This is a genomic window from Candidatus Zixiibacteriota bacterium (assembly GCA_034439475.1).
Classification (GTDB): domain Bacteria; phylum Zixibacteria; class MSB-5A5; order GN15; family FEB-12; genus JAWXAN01.
In genome coordinates this window covers 35,964-53,715 of record JAWXAN010000025.1, presented here as the reverse complement: position 1 = coordinate 53,715, position 17,752 = coordinate 35,964, and the positions used below count along the sequence as shown (strand labels likewise).

Sequence of the window (17,752 nt, the reverse complement as noted above, 5' to 3'; positions counted from 1 at the left end):
TACCAAACTGGCCTACAGTGGCCAGTTTTTGTTTAGAAGTTGACCCGAAAACCCGCTTGGATTGAGAGTATAACTGATACTGTATGAAAATCCTGACCGTTGACCCTGAATCGCCGCTTTTTGGCTATATTCGACCGGGCTATTCCATCGTCTCCGTCAATGGCTCCGAAATCCAGGACGTGGTCGATTTCCGCTACAAACTCGCTGAAGACCGGGTAGAGCTGAAATTCGCCGATCCGGATGGGCGCGAGGTCGATTTTCAATTCGATGACATAAGTGGCGGAGATTTGGGACTCACCCTCGATGACCGCAAAATCAAGCTCTGCAAAAACGACTGTATCTTCTGCTTCATCCTTCAACAGCCCCAAGGCATGCGGCGTATGCTCTATCTCAAGGACGAAGATTACCGGCTCTCTTTTACTCACGGCAATTTTATCACCTTGTCGAATACGACCGATGCCGATATCGAGCGAATTATCACCCAGCGCCTTTCGCCTCTTTATGTTTCAGTGCATGCCACCGATGACACATTACGGCGCTGTATGCTTCGCAATGAAAAGCTTGCTCCGATAGTACCGCGTCTGAAGTATCTCGCCGAAAATGGTATCACCATTCACACGCAGGTTGTGCTTTGCCCGAATATCAACGATGGCCCGCAGCTTGAGCAGACGGTTAATGACCTTATCAATCTTTATCCATCGATAGAATCGCTGGCTGTCGTTCCAGTCGGGTTAACCAAATATCGCCAGAATCTGCCCAACTTGCGAACCTATACTAAAGATGAAGCCAATACTGTAATCGACTATCTTGAAAAGCGGCAAGGCGAATTCTTTGAAGCCGAAGGCAGCCGTTTCGTATGGCCCGGCGACGAATTCTATACTATCGCAGGCCGCGCTTTCCCATCGATCAAAGCCTATGAACATATGCCCCAGTACGAGAACGGAATTGGGATGTGTCGGGAGTTCATCAACGGTTTCAATCGACGACGCGCGCGCTTAAAATCCATTAAATCATCAAAGCGCGTCCTTTTTTTAACCGGTGTCTCGGCTTATCCTTTTATGAGCGAGGAGATAATGCCATATATTCAGAATACGCTCGGCTTAAATGTCGAACTGCATTGTGTAAAAAATCGTTTCTGGGGGGACGGAGTAACTATCTCAGGTCTGCTCACCGGACAGGATCTGCTCAGACACGCCCGAACCCATCTTGATAGTTTCGATCTGCTTGTGCTGCCGCCTAACTGCATTAACAACGATGATCTATTTCTCGACAACCTTTCTCTCAAACAATTTGAGACAGCCCTCGTCAAGCCGGTGCTTATCGGCCAGTACAACCTCGCTGAGACGATAAAAGAAGCGTTCGCATGAACATGCCCACCGTTGCCATTGTCGGGCGGCCAAATGTCGGGAAGTCATCTCTTTTTAACCGATTCCTGCATAAACGGCTTGCCATTGTCGACCCCACACCCGGCGTGACGCGCGACAGAAATTATTCCATCTGCGATTGGAACGGACGGAATTTCCGACTCGTCGACACCGGCGGCATGGTTCCCGAATCGGTCGATATGATGGAGCGGCTGATAACAGATCAAGCCGATTTTGCGATCAACGAGGCCGATCTTGTGCTCTTTGTAGTCGATACCCAGGTTGGAACTGACACAACCGATCTCACCCTCTCGCGAAAACTCAACAAGGCCAAAAAAGAAACCATCCTCGTCGCAAACAAAGCCGACAACCAAAATTTGACCAATGAGACCTTTGAGTTTATGAAACTTGGACTGGGTGAGCCGTTTGCGGTCTCGGCAACAGTGGGGCTTGGAATTGGTGAATTGCTCGACGAGGTCATACGGAAGCTTCCACCTGAATTAGAAGAAACTGAAGATGAGACAACTATTCAGGTCGCCGTTGTGGGGCGGCCCAATGTCGGGAAATCATCATTTATAAATAAATTGCTCGGTGAGGAACGACTCATTGTGTCCAATATCGCCGGAACGACACGAGATTCTGTAGATTCACTGCTTGAGCTTGACGGTCAGCGCTATAATCTCATCGATACCGCCGGACTGAGGCGAAAGTACAAAATAGAAGAGAATATCGAATTTTACACGAGTCTTCGCACGACCCGTGCCATTGACGGGTCTCATGTCGCGATTGTACTTATCGATGCCACCGCGGGAATAACCTCGCAAGACCAGCGGATTCTCAGCCAAGTGTTGGAAACCCGACGCGCTGCGGTTCTTGCGGTCAATAAGTGGGATTTGATAGAGAAGGATCACAAGACCGCCGATGAGTTTACGGTCGCCATCAAAGAGATAATCGCGATGTATTCCTATCTTCCGATTATTTACATTTCCGCGCTTACAGGTCAGCGAGTCGCGAAAGTTCTTGAGCTTGTCAAAAGAGTCCATCATGAGCATACGCGGCGAATACCGACCCCGGAGCTCAATGATTTTCTTGAGAAGGTTCTGGAAATTCGCCGTCCTCCGTCAAAGCAGGGGAAATTTATCCGTTTCAAGTACTTGACGCAAACCGAGACCGCCCCGCCGACATTTGTCTTTTTCACGAGTCATGCCAAGCTGATCGATAAGAGTTACATTCAATTTTTGATAAACCAACTCCGCGAACATTTCGGATTTGAAGGCGTACCGATTCGTCTGAAATTCAAGCTTAAGTAAACGCTCGACTCTTTTTTCGGGTACCCCACTCCGCCACGGGCGGACGGTGGTTCTTTTCCGTGATGTCGGTCCGCCGCGGCGGACTGACATCTTTTCCCCGCCCCGTCATTGCGAGTTTCTCTTTCTTAAGTAAAACGTGGCAATCTCATATTTCCTCTTGCGGCTTGTCTACACCCCAACCCCCTCAGACTTTCCTCCCCATCCCGACTTCATTTATTCCCTATCCTGTCGATATATCAAACGTATGCTTACCTCACTTGATTACCAGAACGATGTCGAGGTCCTGGAAGCCAAACTCGCTTCTCAGAAGGCCGAGCTTCGTGATATCGCCACGATGGGCGCAGTCATTGCCTCGATTCATGAAATCGATGCCGTACTGTCGGTTGTGATGGATATGACCCTCCGCCTACTTGATGGCGAGGTCGGCTTTATCATGCTCGAAGAAGACGAAAGGCTCAAACTCAAAACATGCTGGGGCGTGAACGAGGAGTTTATTACAACACTGAAGCACCCTCGTGGTGCGGACTTGGCAACGTATTGCCATACCTACAAGGAAGCCGTCATACTTCATGACCTCAAAACCAAATCAGCTGACACCGGTATCAAAATAGATTCTGTGATCGTCATGCCGATCAAGACGCGAGATAAATGCTATGGCGTGCTTGTCATCATCAATAAGATTGACGGTGATAATTTTAGCGCAGACGACTCTGAGCGACTCGAAATGCTTCTCAATTTTGTCGCGGTCGCGATTGACAACTCGCAACTTGTAAAAGATAAACTTCGCCAACAGCACATGGAGCAGGAGATGGTTATCGCCGGCCAAGTGCAATCAACTATTCTTCCGCGTGACATTACCAGCATCAGCGGAGCCGAAATTGCTACGGTTTATTACCCCGCCCGGGAAGTCGGCGGCGACTTTTATGATATCATCAAAATTAGCGACAAGAAATTCTATGTTATTGTAGGCGACGTCTCGAACAAAGGCGTCCCGGCAGCGCTTGTCATGTCGGCATCATCGGGAATAATTAAGTCCATATTGTCAAGCGAGCCTAATATCCAGGTCGGCAAACTCGCCGAACGGCTAAATAATCTCTTGGCACGCGAAATAATCAAAGAACACCAAATGTTTGTGACGCTCTTCTTTTGCATGATAGATTTACAAAGCGAACGCCTTACCTATTGCAATGCCGGACATATCCCGGGACTACTTTGGGATTCGCAGAATAAGCGAGTCGATGAGTTATCTGTCGGCGGCCCGATTGTTGGCCAATTTGAAGGCATTCCCTTTGAGGAGGGTACACATGTCATCAAATCAGGCGACGGGCTCTTTCTCTTTACCGACGGCCTTACCGAAGCCACCGACCGTTACGACAATCTCTTTGGGCGCGAGCGGGTTGTTAATTTCTTTCGTGATGAAATTATCCATCCTCCGGCCGTCTTCTGCGACCGACTCAAAAAGCATATAGACCAGTTCTCCGAGGGGTCGTCAGAAGAAAACCATGACGACTTTACCCTTGTACAGATTAGGATAGAATAGACATGGCCACATATAAATATTTCTATTCATCCGCCCCCGAAGCCGAGGAACAGATGCTCGATGATCTCTTTCGGGTATTGAAAGAGCACGATCTCAGTGAAGAGGATACAAATAAGTTTACACTGGCAGTATCCGAAGCATTCATCAATGCGCTTGTTCATGGCAACAAACAGAATTCCCAAAAAAAGATAGAAGTGAAACTTGATCTCGACGAAGAAACTCTCTCTGCTGAAATTATTGACGAAGGGAAAGAAGGCTTGAAACAGATTTGGTCTCGTATCGAACCTCCGCCGCTCTCTGAAAGCGGCCGGGGGATAGACCTTATCCGTCATTATGCGACAACATCCCAATTCACCCAGACTCCCTCGGGCGGATTAAAGGTCACACTTAGTTTGGCGCGGCAAGTAAAACAAAATATTAGTTCATAAAACTTAGATGGAGGAAGTCATGGAAATCACAGTACGAGAAGAAGGAGCGGTTGCCATTTTGAAACTCAAAGGGCGACTTGATTTGGCCAGCGGAACAGCTTTAAAGGAGCAGGTACGTAAGCTGCTCGCCAAAAATATCTCATCGGTTCACATGAACCTGAGCGAGGTAGAATTCATCAACAGTTCGGGCCTCGGCGCAATGGTGTCGGTCATGAAAGAGACTCGCTTGAAAAAGGGGAGATTGACCCTTTCCAATCTTGCAACCTATGTTCAGGAAATCTTTGATATCACCCAGCTGTCGCATATTTTTGAGATTTTCCCGACCGAACAGGATGCGATGTCTTCTTTCCAAGCTCTGGCTGTACGCTAAGCGGGTCTGACAGATGAGCAAGCAAGCCTCAGCTGGCAAGCGCTGAGGTCTGCGCCTGGCGCGCACAATGCCTTGCCACTCAACGAGGAAGGAATATATCGATGCCAAAACCCTCGATTTTAGTTGTCGATGACGAACTCTTGATTCGTGATCTGCTTTATGATTTTTTTAGCGCTCAAGGCTGGCAGATAGCAGTCGCCGAGAACGGTGAAAAGGCGATTGAACAGCTTCGCTTGCGTCATGTTGATTTGGTTCTGACAGACATAAAAATGCCTGAAATGGATGGTTTGACTTTGGCTCAAAAGGCAAAAGCCCTCCATCCGGAACTGCCAGTTGTTCTCATGACCGGTTTTCCATCGGTTGACACAGCCGTCAGCGCGCTGAGAATGAAAGCTGATGATTATATTGTCAAACCATTCAACATAAATCAGCTCTACAAATTGGTCGAATCAAAGCTACCTGCCGACAAGAAGTAGTGTATGGCTCAACGGTGTATCCTACTTTTGTGAGTAAGGAATTACAACAGTGAAGTTGAAAATTCTTGCAATTGATGACAGCCCGACTATGCGACGGATTATTATCAACACCCTCAAGCGCTTCGGCTATGATGATGTTGTGGAAGCCGTCGACGGTAAAGATGCCTTGGCTAAGATGAAAGTCGAACGCTTTAATTTTATCATTGCCGACTGGAATATGCCGGAGATGGATGGATTTGAATTTGTGAAGGTTATTCGGTCAATGGATGAGTTCAAAGATATTCCAGTGTTGATGGTCACTACCCGCTCGATTAAGGAAGATATAATGGAAGCGATGCGAATCGGGGTAAACAATTATGTTGTCAAACCCTTCACGCCGGAAACGTTGAAACAGAAAATCGACCAAGTTTTATCCATGTAAGCTGGTTATGGCCGATTCACACTTTTTGCCCGATTCAGACATAAACGACATTACCCGCGAATTCCTCACTGAAGCGGATTTACTTTTTCAGACAATTCACCACAATTGCTCAATTCTTGAAAAAAATCCTAAAAATACAGACGCAATCAACGCCCTCTTCTACGCTGTCCACTCCATAAAAGGAGCGGCGGCATTTCTTGAGTTGGAGGACATCGTCAAAACGGCGCACAAACTCGAAACCGTACTGTCTCAAATTAGATCGCGAACCCCCTCGATTCTGTCCAAAAGCGATGTTAATCTTGAGAATTCGATCAATGAGCTAAAATGTCACATTGACAATGTGCGGCAAACAACTGCCGTAGCTAAGAAGCCAAGAATGAATATGCCGTTTGCAGAGTTTATAGATTCGTTTCGCGGTCATATTGCTGAACTTGCTAAGAAACTCGGCAAAACTATCCGGGTTGAGTGCCCGATAAACGGGCTTGAGCTCAGCTTTCAAACAGCCAAAAAGCTCCGAACGCCGCTCATTCACCTGCTTCGCAACGCCTGTGACCACGGGATTGAACTGCCCTCGGTGAGGCAAGCCGTCGGAAAGACCCCTATGGGAACTATTAGTATCTCAGCCTCCAAGGATGGTCAGTGGCTAATAATCGAGATAAGCGATGACGGAACCGGATTGAATGTCGAGGCAATAAAATCACAAGCAATTGCGCTATCAGTTCGGTACGGATCCGCATCAAAGCATATGTCTGAGCAACACTCATCACAACTTATTTTCGAGTCGGGCATTTCGACTGCCTCTTCGCTTACAGAATTGTCGGGGCGTGGAGTTGGTCTGACCAGCGTCAAGACTCAGATCGAGGAACTCAATGGCACAATTGAGGTTTCCTCCCCAAAAGGAATCGGTACGACCTTCAGGATTACAATCCCTGAGTAGAATAAGCTCTATTTAAGTCATTTTGTTTTTTATGAAAGTTTTTGTTGAAAACTTTTCCATGTGGCGATACGCTTGCGTCGCATGGCCACATATAATTCTATATCAGGAAGTCCCCATCTGAAGGTGGATGGGCATGTCTGAAACCACAAGTGTCGCCAATTTTACCGAATCTTACGCTTCGTTCAATAGATTAGTAAACAGCCTCCAGCGGCAATACATCGAATTAAATGATGAATTTACTGTCCAGAACGAGCGGCTTGTCCAGGTCAATAAGCTTCTTGTCGCCGCAACCTCAGAGACATTGGCCGCAACCGAATTTCTAAATGGTATCCTTAAATCCATCTCTGCCGGAGTGATCGCTGTCGATAAGGCGGGATGCATTACTCATTTCAATCCGGCCGCTTCCCGTTTGCTCGGGATCCCTCTGAAAGATCCTACTGGAAAACTGTATCGTGATACTATTCCGGTGGGTGAGCCGATCGAAGCCAATGCACTCCGGGCCTCGGAAAGCGGACAGACTGTTGAAGGTGTGGAGAAGAGGGTCGATCTCTCTGATGGCAGTCGTCTCTATCTATCGGTATCCACTGCTCTCTTGCATGATAAGGACGGTATGCCCTCCGGAGCGGTGGAGATGTTCCATGATTTGACCAAAGTCAAGAAAATGGAGCAGGAGATAGGCCGATTGGCGGCCTTGGCGGCTTTGGGCGAAATGGCCGCCACAATCGCCCATGAGGTTCGCAATCCGCTCGCCGGAATAGGGGGCTTTGCTTCGCTCCTTAAAAGAGATATTTCTCCGGATGACCCCCGGCATCTTCTGGTCACCAAAATAATACGCGGTGTTGATTCCCTGAATCAAACTGTCACAACCTTACTCAACTATACTCGAAACGAAAGCCTCCGCCGTGAGCGTGTCGACTATAACGGATTTCTGCAGTCAGCGGTGGATCATTTCAAAGCCGACAATCCAGCGGCGGTTGTCAGTCTCTTAATCCGCCTCGATCATAGTGCTCCTCACAATGCCTTGCCGGTTGTGCTCTGGTGCGATGCTATCCTCTGCCGTCAGGTCTTTTCCAATCTTCTCTTGAATGCGGCCGAGGCATGCCGTGGAGTCGGAGAAATTGTTGTATCCTACCGCTGCCTGCCTCGTCAGCTTGCCGCCCAACGATACGGAGATAGAATAATCCTGGGTTTGGACGAGACACTTGTTGAAACAATTTTTAGCGACTCCGGCCCCGGTCTCTCACGTGAGGCCGAGAAAAATCTTTTTGCGCCGTTTTTCACCACAAAAGTAGATGGCAACGGACTTGGACTTGCTGTGGCTGCCAAAGTTATCAAAGCGCATGGAGGAGATATCCTCGCGCGAAATGGAAAGAACGGAGGGGCGGAGTTTGTAGTGCTCTTGCCCACCTTGCTTGATACATCATTGAGAGCCCTGAATGACGAAACTGAAATAAAAGTGGAGAGCTGAAATGAAATATTCGGTCCTAATCGTCGATGACGACAATCTGGTCAATGAGTTCGTGACCGAAACCCTCCAACGGGCCGGATACTCGACCAATTCGGTTTTCAACGGCGAGGAAGCGATTCTTGCTATCAAAGCCAAGTCGTATGACATAGTGCTTTCCGACCTGAAAATGCGAGAGGTCGATGGTATCGCCCTGCTCGATCATGTCAAACGGCTTAGCCCAGACACGGTAGTAATCATCATGACAGCCTACGGTTCTGTAGAAACTGCGGTGAAGGCCGTAAAAAAAGGGGCATACGATTTTCTGCTCAAACCCGTCCTGCCCGAGACGCTTGAGATGATCCTGACCCGTGTGTCTGAGATTCTCCACCTCCGAAAAGAGAATGAATCTCTGCGCAACGATCTTGCCCATCGTTTTCAAAACGTTATTGGCAAATCAAAAATCATGTCGGAGATTTTCTCGCTCATTCAATTGGTAGCCGATGCCCGTTCTACAGTTATGCTCACGGGCGCTTCCGGGACTGGCAAAGAAATGGTTGCCAGAGCCATTCACTACGCCTCAAGTCGGCGAAATGGCCCCTTCATAAAACTCAATTGCGCCGCATTGCCCGAAAATCTGGTCGAGGCTGAATTATTCGGTTATGAGAAAGGCGCCTTTACCGACGCCAAGAAAACCAATAGAGGACGCTTCGAACTTGCTAACGGCGGCACTCTGCTTCTCGATGAAATTTCAGAAATGCCCCTCAATTTGCAATCAAAGTTGTTGCGCGTGATTCAAGAGCGCGAATTCGAACGCATTGGTTCAAGCCAAACAATTCAGGTCGATGTACGTCTTATTGCGACGTCAAATCGAAACCTCAAAGAATTCATCAGCGCCGGGCAGTTCCGCGAAGATCTATTCTACCGACTTAATGTCATTCCAATTTATCTGCCGCCTCTTGATGACAGAAAAGAGGATCTACCGCTTCTGATAGATCATTTCATTCAAAAGTACAACAAGGAAAACAATAAGAATATCCTTGGCATGACTCCCGAGGCGCTCCGCCTATTCATGAAATACCACTGGCCGGGCAATGTGCGAGAACTCGAAAATCTAATCGAACGCGCGGTCGTGACCACCCGCGCGGAATATCTTAACGAGGATGACTTCCCGGTCGAACTGTCTTTGGGGAAAATGGCCGATGCCAATTCCGCTCTTAAGCTTCCGATGACAATCGAGGAGGGTAGCAAATACCTCATTCTCAAGACGCTTGAGAAGTTCAATGGCAACAAAACAAAGGCCGCAGAGGTCCTCGGTGTGACCGCGCGCACCATCCGTAATAAACTTGCAGAATATGATCTGGAGCCCTCGTCATAAGCGTCTTAGCCCATAACTTCTATAGTATTTCAGCCTTTATTGAATGCAGCGCATTCCTCTCTGATTAATTTTTATACAATCCTGCCGATATTTCCTGTGTTGGACGAGCCATATCTGGTTTGGCCGACATGCTAACGATCTAAACGAATGCGTGCTGTTGTCCTATGGATTTTGCGACTCTTTTTGGATTGATTCTTGCCGTCAGCGCTACAGGCGGTGCCTTTCTTCTGGAAGGCGGCAATCTCGATGCGATTTTCCTCGGCGCACCAATATTGCTTGTGGTTGGCGGAACACTTGGCGCAACGATGGTCACGACCTCTACCCAGACAGTCCTCCAAGTACCAAACTATCTGCGTCTTGCTTTCCAACGCAACAATCTCCGTCTGCCTGATGCTATCGATTCGTTGGTCAAGCTGGCTGAAAAGGCGAGGCGCGAAGGAATTTTGGGACTTGAGAACGACCTCCGAAAGATAACTGATCCGTTCTTCTATAAAGCTGTACAGCTTCTTATCGATGGAACCGAGGTTACCGTGCTTCGAGAGATACTCGAAACTGAAATGTCATGTCTCGAACAACGGCACAAACGCGGAATAGTATTTTTTCAAAAAGCGGGCGGTTTTGCCCCGACTCTGGGAATACTCGGTACAGTTTTAGGTTTGGTTCACACCCTTGGCAACGCTACCGATGCCTCAAAAATGGCATCTTCGATTGCTGGCGCCTTTATTGCCACATTGTGGGGAGTAGGACTGGCAAATCTCTTTTTCCTGCCTGTGTCAGATAAGCTCAAGCTTCGCCATGAAGAAGAAATGGCGAACCTCGAACTAATTATGGAGGGTGTCGTGGCTATTCAATCCGGGGAAAACCCGCGTAATATCCGCACCCGTCTTCTCTCGTTTGTTGCCCCGTCAAGCCGCCGGGAAGAGCGTTAAACTGTGGCGCGAAAACGGGGAGAGATCGGCAATGAGGAGAACCACGAACGCTGGCTCCTGACTTATGCCGATCTCATAACATTGTTACTCGCCTTTTTTGTCGTCATGTATTCCATGTCTCAGGTCGATGCCAAAAAGTTCGGTAAAATTGCCGAGGCGCTCAACGGCGTTCTCAAAGGCGGGGAGAGTGTCGTTCCCAGTGAGGCTAAAGAGCTTGATGCCCCTAAAGTGAACCAAAGTCTACTGCGCGCCGGAAGTTTGAAGACAATAAAGAATAGAGTACAGGAAAGATTCAAAAAGCTCCAGCGCGAAGACGAGATACAATCTGAAATAACCGAGCGCGGTCTTGTGATTCACATTCTCGAATCAGCATTGTTCAAAGATGGTTCCGCCACTTTAGAGCCGAAGGCCTTGGAGATACTTGATCTGATTTCCCGCGAAATCAAACCACTGCCAAACCATGTACGAATCGAAGGACATACCGATGATCGGCCAATCGCCACTTCGCTATATCCCTCCAACTGGGAGCTTTCATCGGCTCGCGCTACCGAAGTCGTCAGATATTACACAAATGACCATGCCTTAGCCCCCAGCCGCATCTCCGCGCTCGGTTACGGCGAATACCGTCCGCTGGTTCCAAATAATTCAATCGAAAACCGAGCCACAAACCGCCGCGTCGATATCGTTATCCTCACCATGGAACTCACCCTCAAAGAGCCGTCGTCGCAACTCTACGGTTCAAGCGACAGCCAGTAACTCTTTTCCATTGAGTGCGGAACTTCTTTCCACAATCGCACACTTGCAAGAACGGCCAGCGACACCCCGGCTTCATATAATCAATTCACACTCAACAAGTTAGATTCTGTCCTGAAAAGTTGGCACTCTCCTTGCATTAGGTCTCCACGATGAACTTTGCAAGGAGAACGAAATAATGCCGATCAAACTGTCGCAGTACATCTTCGACAAGATCGGAGTGCCTTCATATAAGAAGTATCTCGATATGGCCGCCTTCCGCCATAAACTGCTCAGCGGCAATCTCTCCAATATCTCCACTCCCGGTTACAAAGCCAAAGATATAAACTTTACCGATGAATTTAATAAAGCGAATGGGGCCACAACCCAGCTGACTCGAGTCACCACACATCAAAATCATATTCCTATCGGCAATCACCCAAGTAAACCTCCGAAGGTAAACCGCGAGGGCATCGTCGATGGTGAGATGAATTCGGTGGACATAGATCGCGAGATCACACAAATGACCCAAAATGAAATCCTCTTTACTGTGGGAGCAAAATTGCTCCAGCGAAAATTTGAAGGTCTCCGAACGGCTATCACCAGCAAGTAGGGAATATTATCATGGCAGGAATACTCAATTCAATCGAAATCTCAGCCCGAGGCCTTTCGGTCCAGCGCGCAAAGATGGATGTTGTCGCGCAGAATATGGCAAATGCTGAGACGACTGAAACGGCCGAAGGCGGACCGTATCGCCGCAAACGGATAATAGTCAGTGAAGATAAACTCTCCGGCGGCTTTGACTCGGAACTCAGAAAAGCAAACACCGAGCTGCTTCGCACAAACGAATCTCATCGACTTGGCAAATCCTATAAAATTGGGACAGCCTCGAATCTGTCGACCGCCGACATGAAGGAAGTGCAGGACCCTGAATCCACATTCAAATTGGTCTATGACCCCTCGCATCCCGATGCTGACGCCGAAGGGTATGTCAAAATGCCCGATGTCGAAATCATTACTGAAATGGTCGACATGATGATCGCATCGCGCGCCTATGAGGCCAATACCTCGGCTATTGCGGCCTCCAAAAAAATGATAATGGATACTCTCGATATTTAGATAAGGATAAGGTGAAACTATGAAAATCAATCCAATCGGCATTCAAAGCTACCAGTCAGTCCGCCAGCGAGAACAACAGACCGCCGTCTTATTAGAACAACGCGCTGCCAATTTCGTAGGTAAAACGGAGGTTTTGACTCCCCAAGCCAAAGGCCAGGCATCCCAAATCGCGCATAAAGCCCCAGCCGGCTCCTATGCGAATATGCTGAGCGTTGCCGAGCGTGCGGCTCTTGAAATGCTCTTCAGTAAATTCAAACCCGAAGCTCGTTTGGGAAATGCCAATGGATCAACCGATAGCGTGCCCGCTGACTCCAAACAGCCCATCGGGCGGCTTGTTGACGTAAAGGTCTGAACATGCCAGAGCCTATTTCAAATATTGTCCGACTTGCGCCTGGTCTCGTTGAACCGATTGGCGGAAAGATTGGAATTACTAATCCTTCAGAAATTGTCGGCGATGACAAATTCTCTGATCTCTTTGCCAATATGCTCAACTCGGTGAATGACCTTCAGCACGAGTCAGCCGATATCCAAAAAGCCATGATGGCCGGAGAACCGGTTGAGTTGCACCAGGTGATGATCAAGGCCGAGGAAGCCGGACTAACAATGGATTTACTTTTGGAGATACGCAATAAATTATTGAACGCATACACAGAAATAATACACATGCCGATGTAATCGGTGAATTACGTCGATGTATCAGGCCAAGGACGGCATGAACGAAGACCAACATAGGAACGGGAATGGATAACGTAAAATCAGTCTTTTCAAACGCATCAGGCTTTGTCGGCCGCATGACCGCCAGCCAGGTTATGATGTTATTCGGCCTCATTGCCGGTGCTATAGTCGGAACGATCGTGCTTGTCGGCTGGATTAACAGCGTCAATTACGCCCGGCTCTATTCGAATCTCGAACCCGCCGAAGCCGGTGAAGTTGTTGCTTATCTCAACGATAATAAAATTCCTTATAAGCTCGCTGACAACGGTTCGAGCATCGAAGTCCCATCCGATGACGTTTACAGCACACGGATATCTTTGGCTTCGCAGGGACTTCCCCGCGAAGGTACAATCGGCTATTCTCTCTTTGATAAAAATAATCTCGGCATGACCGATTTTCTGCAAAATCTCAATTTCCGGCGCGCTCTTGAAGGTGAACTGACACGCACCATTATGCAGTTGAGTGAGGTGCAGGCCGCACGAGTGCATATTGTCATGCCCAAAGATAGACTCTTCAAAGAGGACAAAAAAGAAGCCACCGCCTCAGTTGTGCTGAAACTCCGTCGCCGGGACGGACTGTCCGCCTCTCAGCTCGATGGCATAACTCACCTTGTTGCGGCATCGGTCGAAGGTCTCAAACCGAATAATATCGCAATTGTCGATTATGAAGGTAATTTGCTATCCGGAGGACGCGAGACAGACGCCGTCGCTGGGCTTTCTGATACCCAGCTTGATGCCCGCAGAAAAGTGGAAACATATCTTCAGGAGAAAGCCCAATCCTTGCTCGATGGCGTTTTGGGGCTCGATAAGGCAATTGTTCGTGTGACCGCCGATCTCAATTTTCAGCAGGCTGAAAAAACCTCAGAGACATTTGATCCGAACGCTCCGGTTATACGTAGCGAAGAACGCACCAAGACTTCTAATGCTGTCACTGACAAGACGCCCGAGACGAGCGAAAGCAACGAGCAAGGCTCAACCGAAACAAATGTCACAAATTATGAAATAAGCAAAACCGTCGAGCATATTGTCAGCGCTGTGGGAAGCATCGAGCGGCTCTCTATCGCAGTGATGGTCGATGGTATGTACAGCCTGCCTGAAGGAGCTGAGGAAAACACCGCTCCCACATACCAGCCCCGTTCACAGGAAGACCTCGACAGGCTCTCGTCGATTGTCAAAAATGCAGTCGGCTTTGATCCCCAGAGAAATGACCAGCTCGAAATGGTAAACATACCCTTCGATAGGCAAACTCTTGAAAATGACCAGCAAATGCTCGATTCAATGTACCAGCGGGAATATTATATGGAGATCGGCAAGGTTGTCGGGCTTATACTTCTCGCGTTGCTCGCCTTCCTCTACCTAAAACGAAAGTCCAAAAATCTCTTCGCTGCGCTTGGTAGAATTATGCCGCCACCCGCGCCGGTTGCCGCTATGCAAATACAACAACAGGCCGCAGCCGAAGCCGCCTTGGAGCACAGACGCCCTCGCATGACTGACAATCTTCAGACGGCAGCCAAACAGCATCCCGACGAGATAGCCAAAGTTATCAGAACGATGATGGCGGAATAAAATGGCTTTGGAATACGAAACAATGACCCCAACTCAAAAAGCCGCAGTGGCGCTTGTCTCGCTTGGTCCGGAGGTTTCAGCTCTTGTATTGAAAGGACTGACAGACACAGACCTTGAAAATATCACGCTTGAAATTGCCAATCTCCGCTCGGTCCCTCCTGAAGTAGAAGAGCAGGTCATGAATGAATGTCACACAATATTCATGGCGCGGCAGTATGTTTCCGAAGGCGGCATCGATTTCGCAACCGAACTGCTCAAGAAAGCAGTCGGGGTGCAACGGGCAACCGAGATAATGAATAGGCTCGAGTCAGCCTTCTCCACTCGAGGCTTTTCCCTTTTGAAAGACATCGACCCCAAACAATTGGGCGGTTTTCTTCAGAGCGAGCATCCCCAGACTATTTCTCTTATTCTTACACAGCTCAAACCCCAGAAAGCTGCATCGGTTCTCTCCGAGCTTGCGCCAGAAATGCAGGCCGAGGTCGCGCTTCGCATTGCCACAATGGAAAAGATATCCCCCGAGATTCTTAAAGAAATCGAAGTCACCCTCGAAGGTCAGTTTGGGCAATCGGCGGGACGGGAGCTGTCCGTTTCAGGTGGAGCCAAAGCCATTGCCGAGATTCTTAATCTCATTGACTCGACTGCCGAAAAAAATATTCTTCAGTCACTCGAAGCCGAAGATGCCGAACTTGCCGCCGAAGTGAAAAATATGATGTTTGTCTTTGACGACCTCATTCTTCTCGATGACCGTTCGATCCAGCGGCTACTCAAAGAAGTCGAAACAAAAGACCTTTCGATTGCCCTCAAAGCAACCAGCGAGGAAGTCAAAACAAAACTTTTCGCCAATGTCTCCGAACGCGTATCCGTCATGATTAAAGAGGAGATGGAGTTTATGGGCCCGACACGGCTGTCCGATGTCGAAGCCGCGCAGGGGAGAATTGTCGAGGCCGTTCGGCGTCTCGAAGAAGAAGGCCAGGTCATTATCTCCGGTCGCGGCGGTAAAGAGGAAATCATTGTCTAAGATTATACGCTACTCGAATTCTATACCGAGCATCCTCATCGGAGAACAACAGCGTGATAAAGAAACTGAACTTCGCGCCGAAAAGACACTGGGCGCCCTTTTTCCTGCCGTGTCGTATATCACCGCGCCCGATGGAGCGAAACTCATACCTATCCAGGAAGTCGTCAAAATTGAAAGTGTCGTGGCCGCGAGACGCGAAGAAAGCCGTGTGACGGGATATGAAAGCGGCTATCAGGCGGGACTTGCCAAGGGGCTCGAAGAAGCTCAGAAAGTAATGCACACTTTCGATCAGGCCATTAACGACACAGTCTCTCTTCGCGCCGCGCATTTCGAAGATGCGAAAACAAAGATTTTGGAATTGGTCCTTCAGATTAGTCGCAAAGTGACATTTGATGCTGTCCAGATCGATCAGCAAGCCACTGTCCAGATGATTACCAAAATTATAGACAGCCTTATCGACAAATCAAAAATCGTCATTAAAGTAAATCCCAATTTTCTACCGATAGTCGAACAACATATCGACCGGTTCCTTGGCGATTCGACTACTATCAAAGACCTGCGAGTCGAAGCCGACCCCCGGGTAAAATTCGGAGGGTGCTTTATTGAAACTCCAACTGGTGATATCGATGCCCGGCTTGAGTCGCAATTCGAGGTCATCACGGCCACGGTACTGGCGGGCGAGTAACCAATGAATTCCATTGCCTATTCCATGTACGCCGATAGAATTAATCGAGTGAGCACGGTCCGCCATTTTGGCAAAGTGACCCAAGTAGTCGGTTTGGTGATCGAAGCCGCGGGCCCCGCAGTTTCAATCGGGCGACTCTGCACCATCGAAAACCGCACGAACGATACAAAAATAAGCGCTGAAGTTGTTGGGTTTCGTGATGACCGCATTCTGCTTATGCCCTATGGGACGATTAACGGAATCACACCCGGGGCGATTGTAACTTCAATCTCTGATCAACTCCGCATAACTGTCGGCAAAGAATTGCTTGGCCGTGTATTGGGCGGGCTCGGTCAGCCTATCGACCACAAAGGCGCTGTTACTTGTGCGCAGACTCGACCGATTAATGCTCAGCCAATTCCCGTTATGAGCCGCCGAAGAATCACTCAGCCAATTAGAACTGGGATAAAAGTTGTGGACACGATGACAGTTATCGGTCAAGGTCAGCGCATGGGGATATTTGCGGGATCCGGTGTCGGAAAATCCGTCATGCTGGGAATGATTGCAAGGGGTTCCTCAGCCGATGTCAATGTCATCGCCCTTATAGGAGAACGCGGAAGGGAAGTGCGAGAGTTCATCGAACGTGACCTCGGACCTGAAGGACTGAAACGCTCGGTTGTAGTAGCAGTCTCCTCAGATGAACCAGCCTTGGTGAGAATAAAAGGGGCGATGGTGGCAACAACTATTGCCGAGTATTTTCGCGACCAAGGTCTGAATGTGATGCTATTGCTTGATTCCATTACTCGTGTCGCCATGGCCCAACGGGAAATTGGTCTTGCTGTAGGCGAGCCGCCAGCGACAAAGGGATACACACCTTCAGTTTTTGCCCTGCTTCCATCAATTCTCGAACGTGCTGGCAGTGCCGAAACCGGCTCGATAACAGGACTCTACACCGTTCTGGTCGAAGGCGACGATTTCAATGAGCCGATCTCAGACGCCGTGCGGTCGATTCTCGACGGTCATATAATGCTCTCTCGAAAATATGCCGCCATGAATCAGTATCCGGCTGTCGACTTTCTGGATTCAATCAGCCGCCTCATGACAGCCGTGTCGACTAAGGAGGAACAGCAACTCGCCACACAGGTCAGAGAAATCGCAGCCACCTACCGCGAATCCGAAGATTTGATTTCTATCGGCGCTTATGCAAAGGGAACAAATCCTCGAATTGATAGGGCAGTATCTAAAATTGATGCACTCAATCAGTTCTTCCGGCAAGGTATCGATGAACGGGTCGAGCATTCTGACGCCGTCGCTGAATTGTCCCGCATCATCGCTTCATGACC

Annotated in this window: 20 protein-coding genes; all 20 read left to right on the top strand. The window is 48.7% G+C overall.

All coding sequences use genetic code 11. The features are described from left to right. Window positions 1-83 precede the first annotated feature (83 nt). The 20 genes from SGI97_03265 to SGI97_03170 all read left to right on the top strand — a co-directional run bounded on the left by SGI97_03265 (window position 84) and on the right by SGI97_03170 (window position 17,750). Complete coding sequence (locus tag SGI97_03265; GenBank protein ID MDZ4722913.1) at window positions 84-1,367, top strand: DUF512 domain-containing protein; 1,284 nt, start codon at window positions 84-86, stop codon at window positions 1,365-1,367. Further along, complete coding sequence (gene der / locus SGI97_03260) at window positions 1,364-2,674, top strand: ribosome biogenesis GTPase Der (GenBank protein MDZ4722912.1); 1,311 nt, start codon at window positions 1,364-1,366, stop codon at window positions 2,672-2,674. The genes SGI97_03265 and der overlap by 4 nt, the downstream gene beginning before the upstream one ends. A 244-nt stretch (window positions 2,675-2,918) precedes the next feature. Then, entirely contained in the window at window positions 2,919-4,214 is a 1,296-nt protein-coding gene (locus tag SGI97_03255) for a PP2C family protein-serine/threonine phosphatase (protein ID MDZ4722911.1), read from the top strand. Between the two features lie 2 nt (window positions 4,215-4,216). Next, window positions 4,217-4,642 (top strand): ATP-binding protein, encoded by a 426-nt coding sequence (locus SGI97_03250; GenBank protein ID MDZ4722910.1) that lies wholly within the window; start codon window positions 4,217-4,219, stop codon window positions 4,640-4,642. A 19-nt stretch (window positions 4,643-4,661) separates the two neighbouring features. Beyond that, window positions 4,662-5,012, top strand: a complete 351-nt coding sequence (locus SGI97_03245) for an STAS domain-containing protein (GenBank protein MDZ4722909.1) — start codon at window positions 4,662-4,664, stop codon at window positions 5,010-5,012. 101 nt (window positions 5,013-5,113) lie between these two features. Further along, entirely contained in the window at window positions 5,114-5,488 is a 375-nt protein-coding gene (locus tag SGI97_03240) for a response regulator (GenBank protein MDZ4722908.1), read from the top strand. 55 nt (window positions 5,489-5,543) lie between these two features. Then, the gene (locus tag SGI97_03235) at window positions 5,544-5,909 is read left to right on the top strand and encodes a response regulator (GenBank protein ID MDZ4722907.1); all 366 of its coding nucleotides are present in this window, start codon (window positions 5,544-5,546) and stop codon (window positions 5,907-5,909) included. A 7-nt stretch (window positions 5,910-5,916) separates the two neighbouring features. Then, window positions 5,917-6,846 carry an ATP-binding protein gene (locus SGI97_03230; GenBank protein ID MDZ4722906.1) on the top strand — a complete coding sequence of 310 codons (930 nt, stop codon included), beginning with the start codon at window positions 5,917-5,919 and terminating at the stop codon, window positions 6,844-6,846. Window positions 6,847-6,979: 133 nt separating this feature from the next. Continuing rightward, on the top strand, window positions 6,980-8,314 hold the full coding sequence (locus tag SGI97_03225; GenBank protein MDZ4722905.1) for a PAS domain-containing protein: 1,335 nt from the start codon (window positions 6,980-6,982) through the stop codon (window positions 8,312-8,314). 1 nt (window position 8,315) lies between these two features. After that, a complete protein-coding gene (locus SGI97_03220; GenBank protein ID MDZ4722904.1) occupies window positions 8,316-9,668 on the top strand; it encodes a sigma-54 dependent transcriptional regulator in 1,353 nt (450 codons plus the stop codon). A 164-nt stretch (window positions 9,669-9,832) separates the two neighbouring features. Continuing rightward, window positions 9,833-10,597 (top strand): flagellar motor protein, encoded by a 765-nt coding sequence (locus SGI97_03215; protein MDZ4722903.1) that lies wholly within the window; start codon window positions 9,833-9,835, stop codon window positions 10,595-10,597. A 3-nt stretch (window positions 10,598-10,600) separates the two neighbouring features. Then, window positions 10,601-11,353 (top strand): flagellar motor protein MotB, encoded by a 753-nt coding sequence (locus SGI97_03210; GenBank protein ID MDZ4722902.1) that lies wholly within the window; start codon window positions 10,601-10,603, stop codon window positions 11,351-11,353. A 175-nt stretch (window positions 11,354-11,528) separates the two neighbouring features. Further along, window positions 11,529-11,942 carry a flagellar basal body rod protein FlgB gene (gene flgB, locus SGI97_03205; GenBank protein MDZ4722901.1) on the top strand — a complete coding sequence of 138 codons (414 nt, stop codon included), beginning with the start codon at window positions 11,529-11,531 and terminating at the stop codon, window positions 11,940-11,942. Window positions 11,943-11,953: 11 nt separating this feature from the next. After that, the gene (flgC, locus tag SGI97_03200; GenBank protein ID MDZ4722900.1) at window positions 11,954-12,448 is read left to right on the top strand and encodes a flagellar basal body rod protein FlgC; all 495 of its coding nucleotides are present in this window, start codon (window positions 11,954-11,956) and stop codon (window positions 12,446-12,448) included. Window positions 12,449-12,467: 19 nt separating this feature from the next. Then, a complete protein-coding gene (locus tag SGI97_03195) occupies window positions 12,468-12,800 on the top strand; it encodes a hypothetical protein (protein ID MDZ4722899.1) in 333 nt (110 codons plus the stop codon). 2 nt (window positions 12,801-12,802) lie between these two features. Beyond that, window positions 12,803-13,123, top strand: coding sequence for a flagellar hook-basal body complex protein FliE (gene fliE / locus SGI97_03190; protein MDZ4722898.1), 321 nt, complete (start codon window positions 12,803-12,805; stop codon window positions 13,121-13,123). Between the two features lie 65 nt (window positions 13,124-13,188). Continuing rightward, entirely contained in the window at window positions 13,189-14,727 is a 1,539-nt protein-coding gene (fliF, locus tag SGI97_03185) for a flagellar basal-body MS-ring/collar protein FliF (protein MDZ4722897.1), read from the top strand. A 22-nt stretch (window positions 14,728-14,749) separates the two neighbouring features. After that, window positions 14,750-15,745 carry a flagellar motor switch protein FliG gene (gene fliG, locus SGI97_03180; protein ID MDZ4722896.1) on the top strand — a complete coding sequence of 332 codons (996 nt, stop codon included), beginning with the start codon at window positions 14,750-14,752 and terminating at the stop codon, window positions 15,743-15,745. Next, window positions 15,738-16,430 carry a FliH/SctL family protein gene (locus SGI97_03175; GenBank protein ID MDZ4722895.1) on the top strand — a complete coding sequence of 231 codons (693 nt, stop codon included), beginning with the start codon at window positions 15,738-15,740 and terminating at the stop codon, window positions 16,428-16,430. Before fliG ends, SGI97_03175 begins: the two co-directional genes overlap by 8 nt. A gap of 3 nt (window positions 16,431-16,433) precedes the next feature. Next, entirely contained in the window at window positions 16,434-17,750 is a 1,317-nt protein-coding gene (locus tag SGI97_03170; protein MDZ4722894.1) for a FliI/YscN family ATPase, read from the top strand. The last annotated feature ends 2 nt before the right edge of the window (window positions 17,751-17,752 follow it).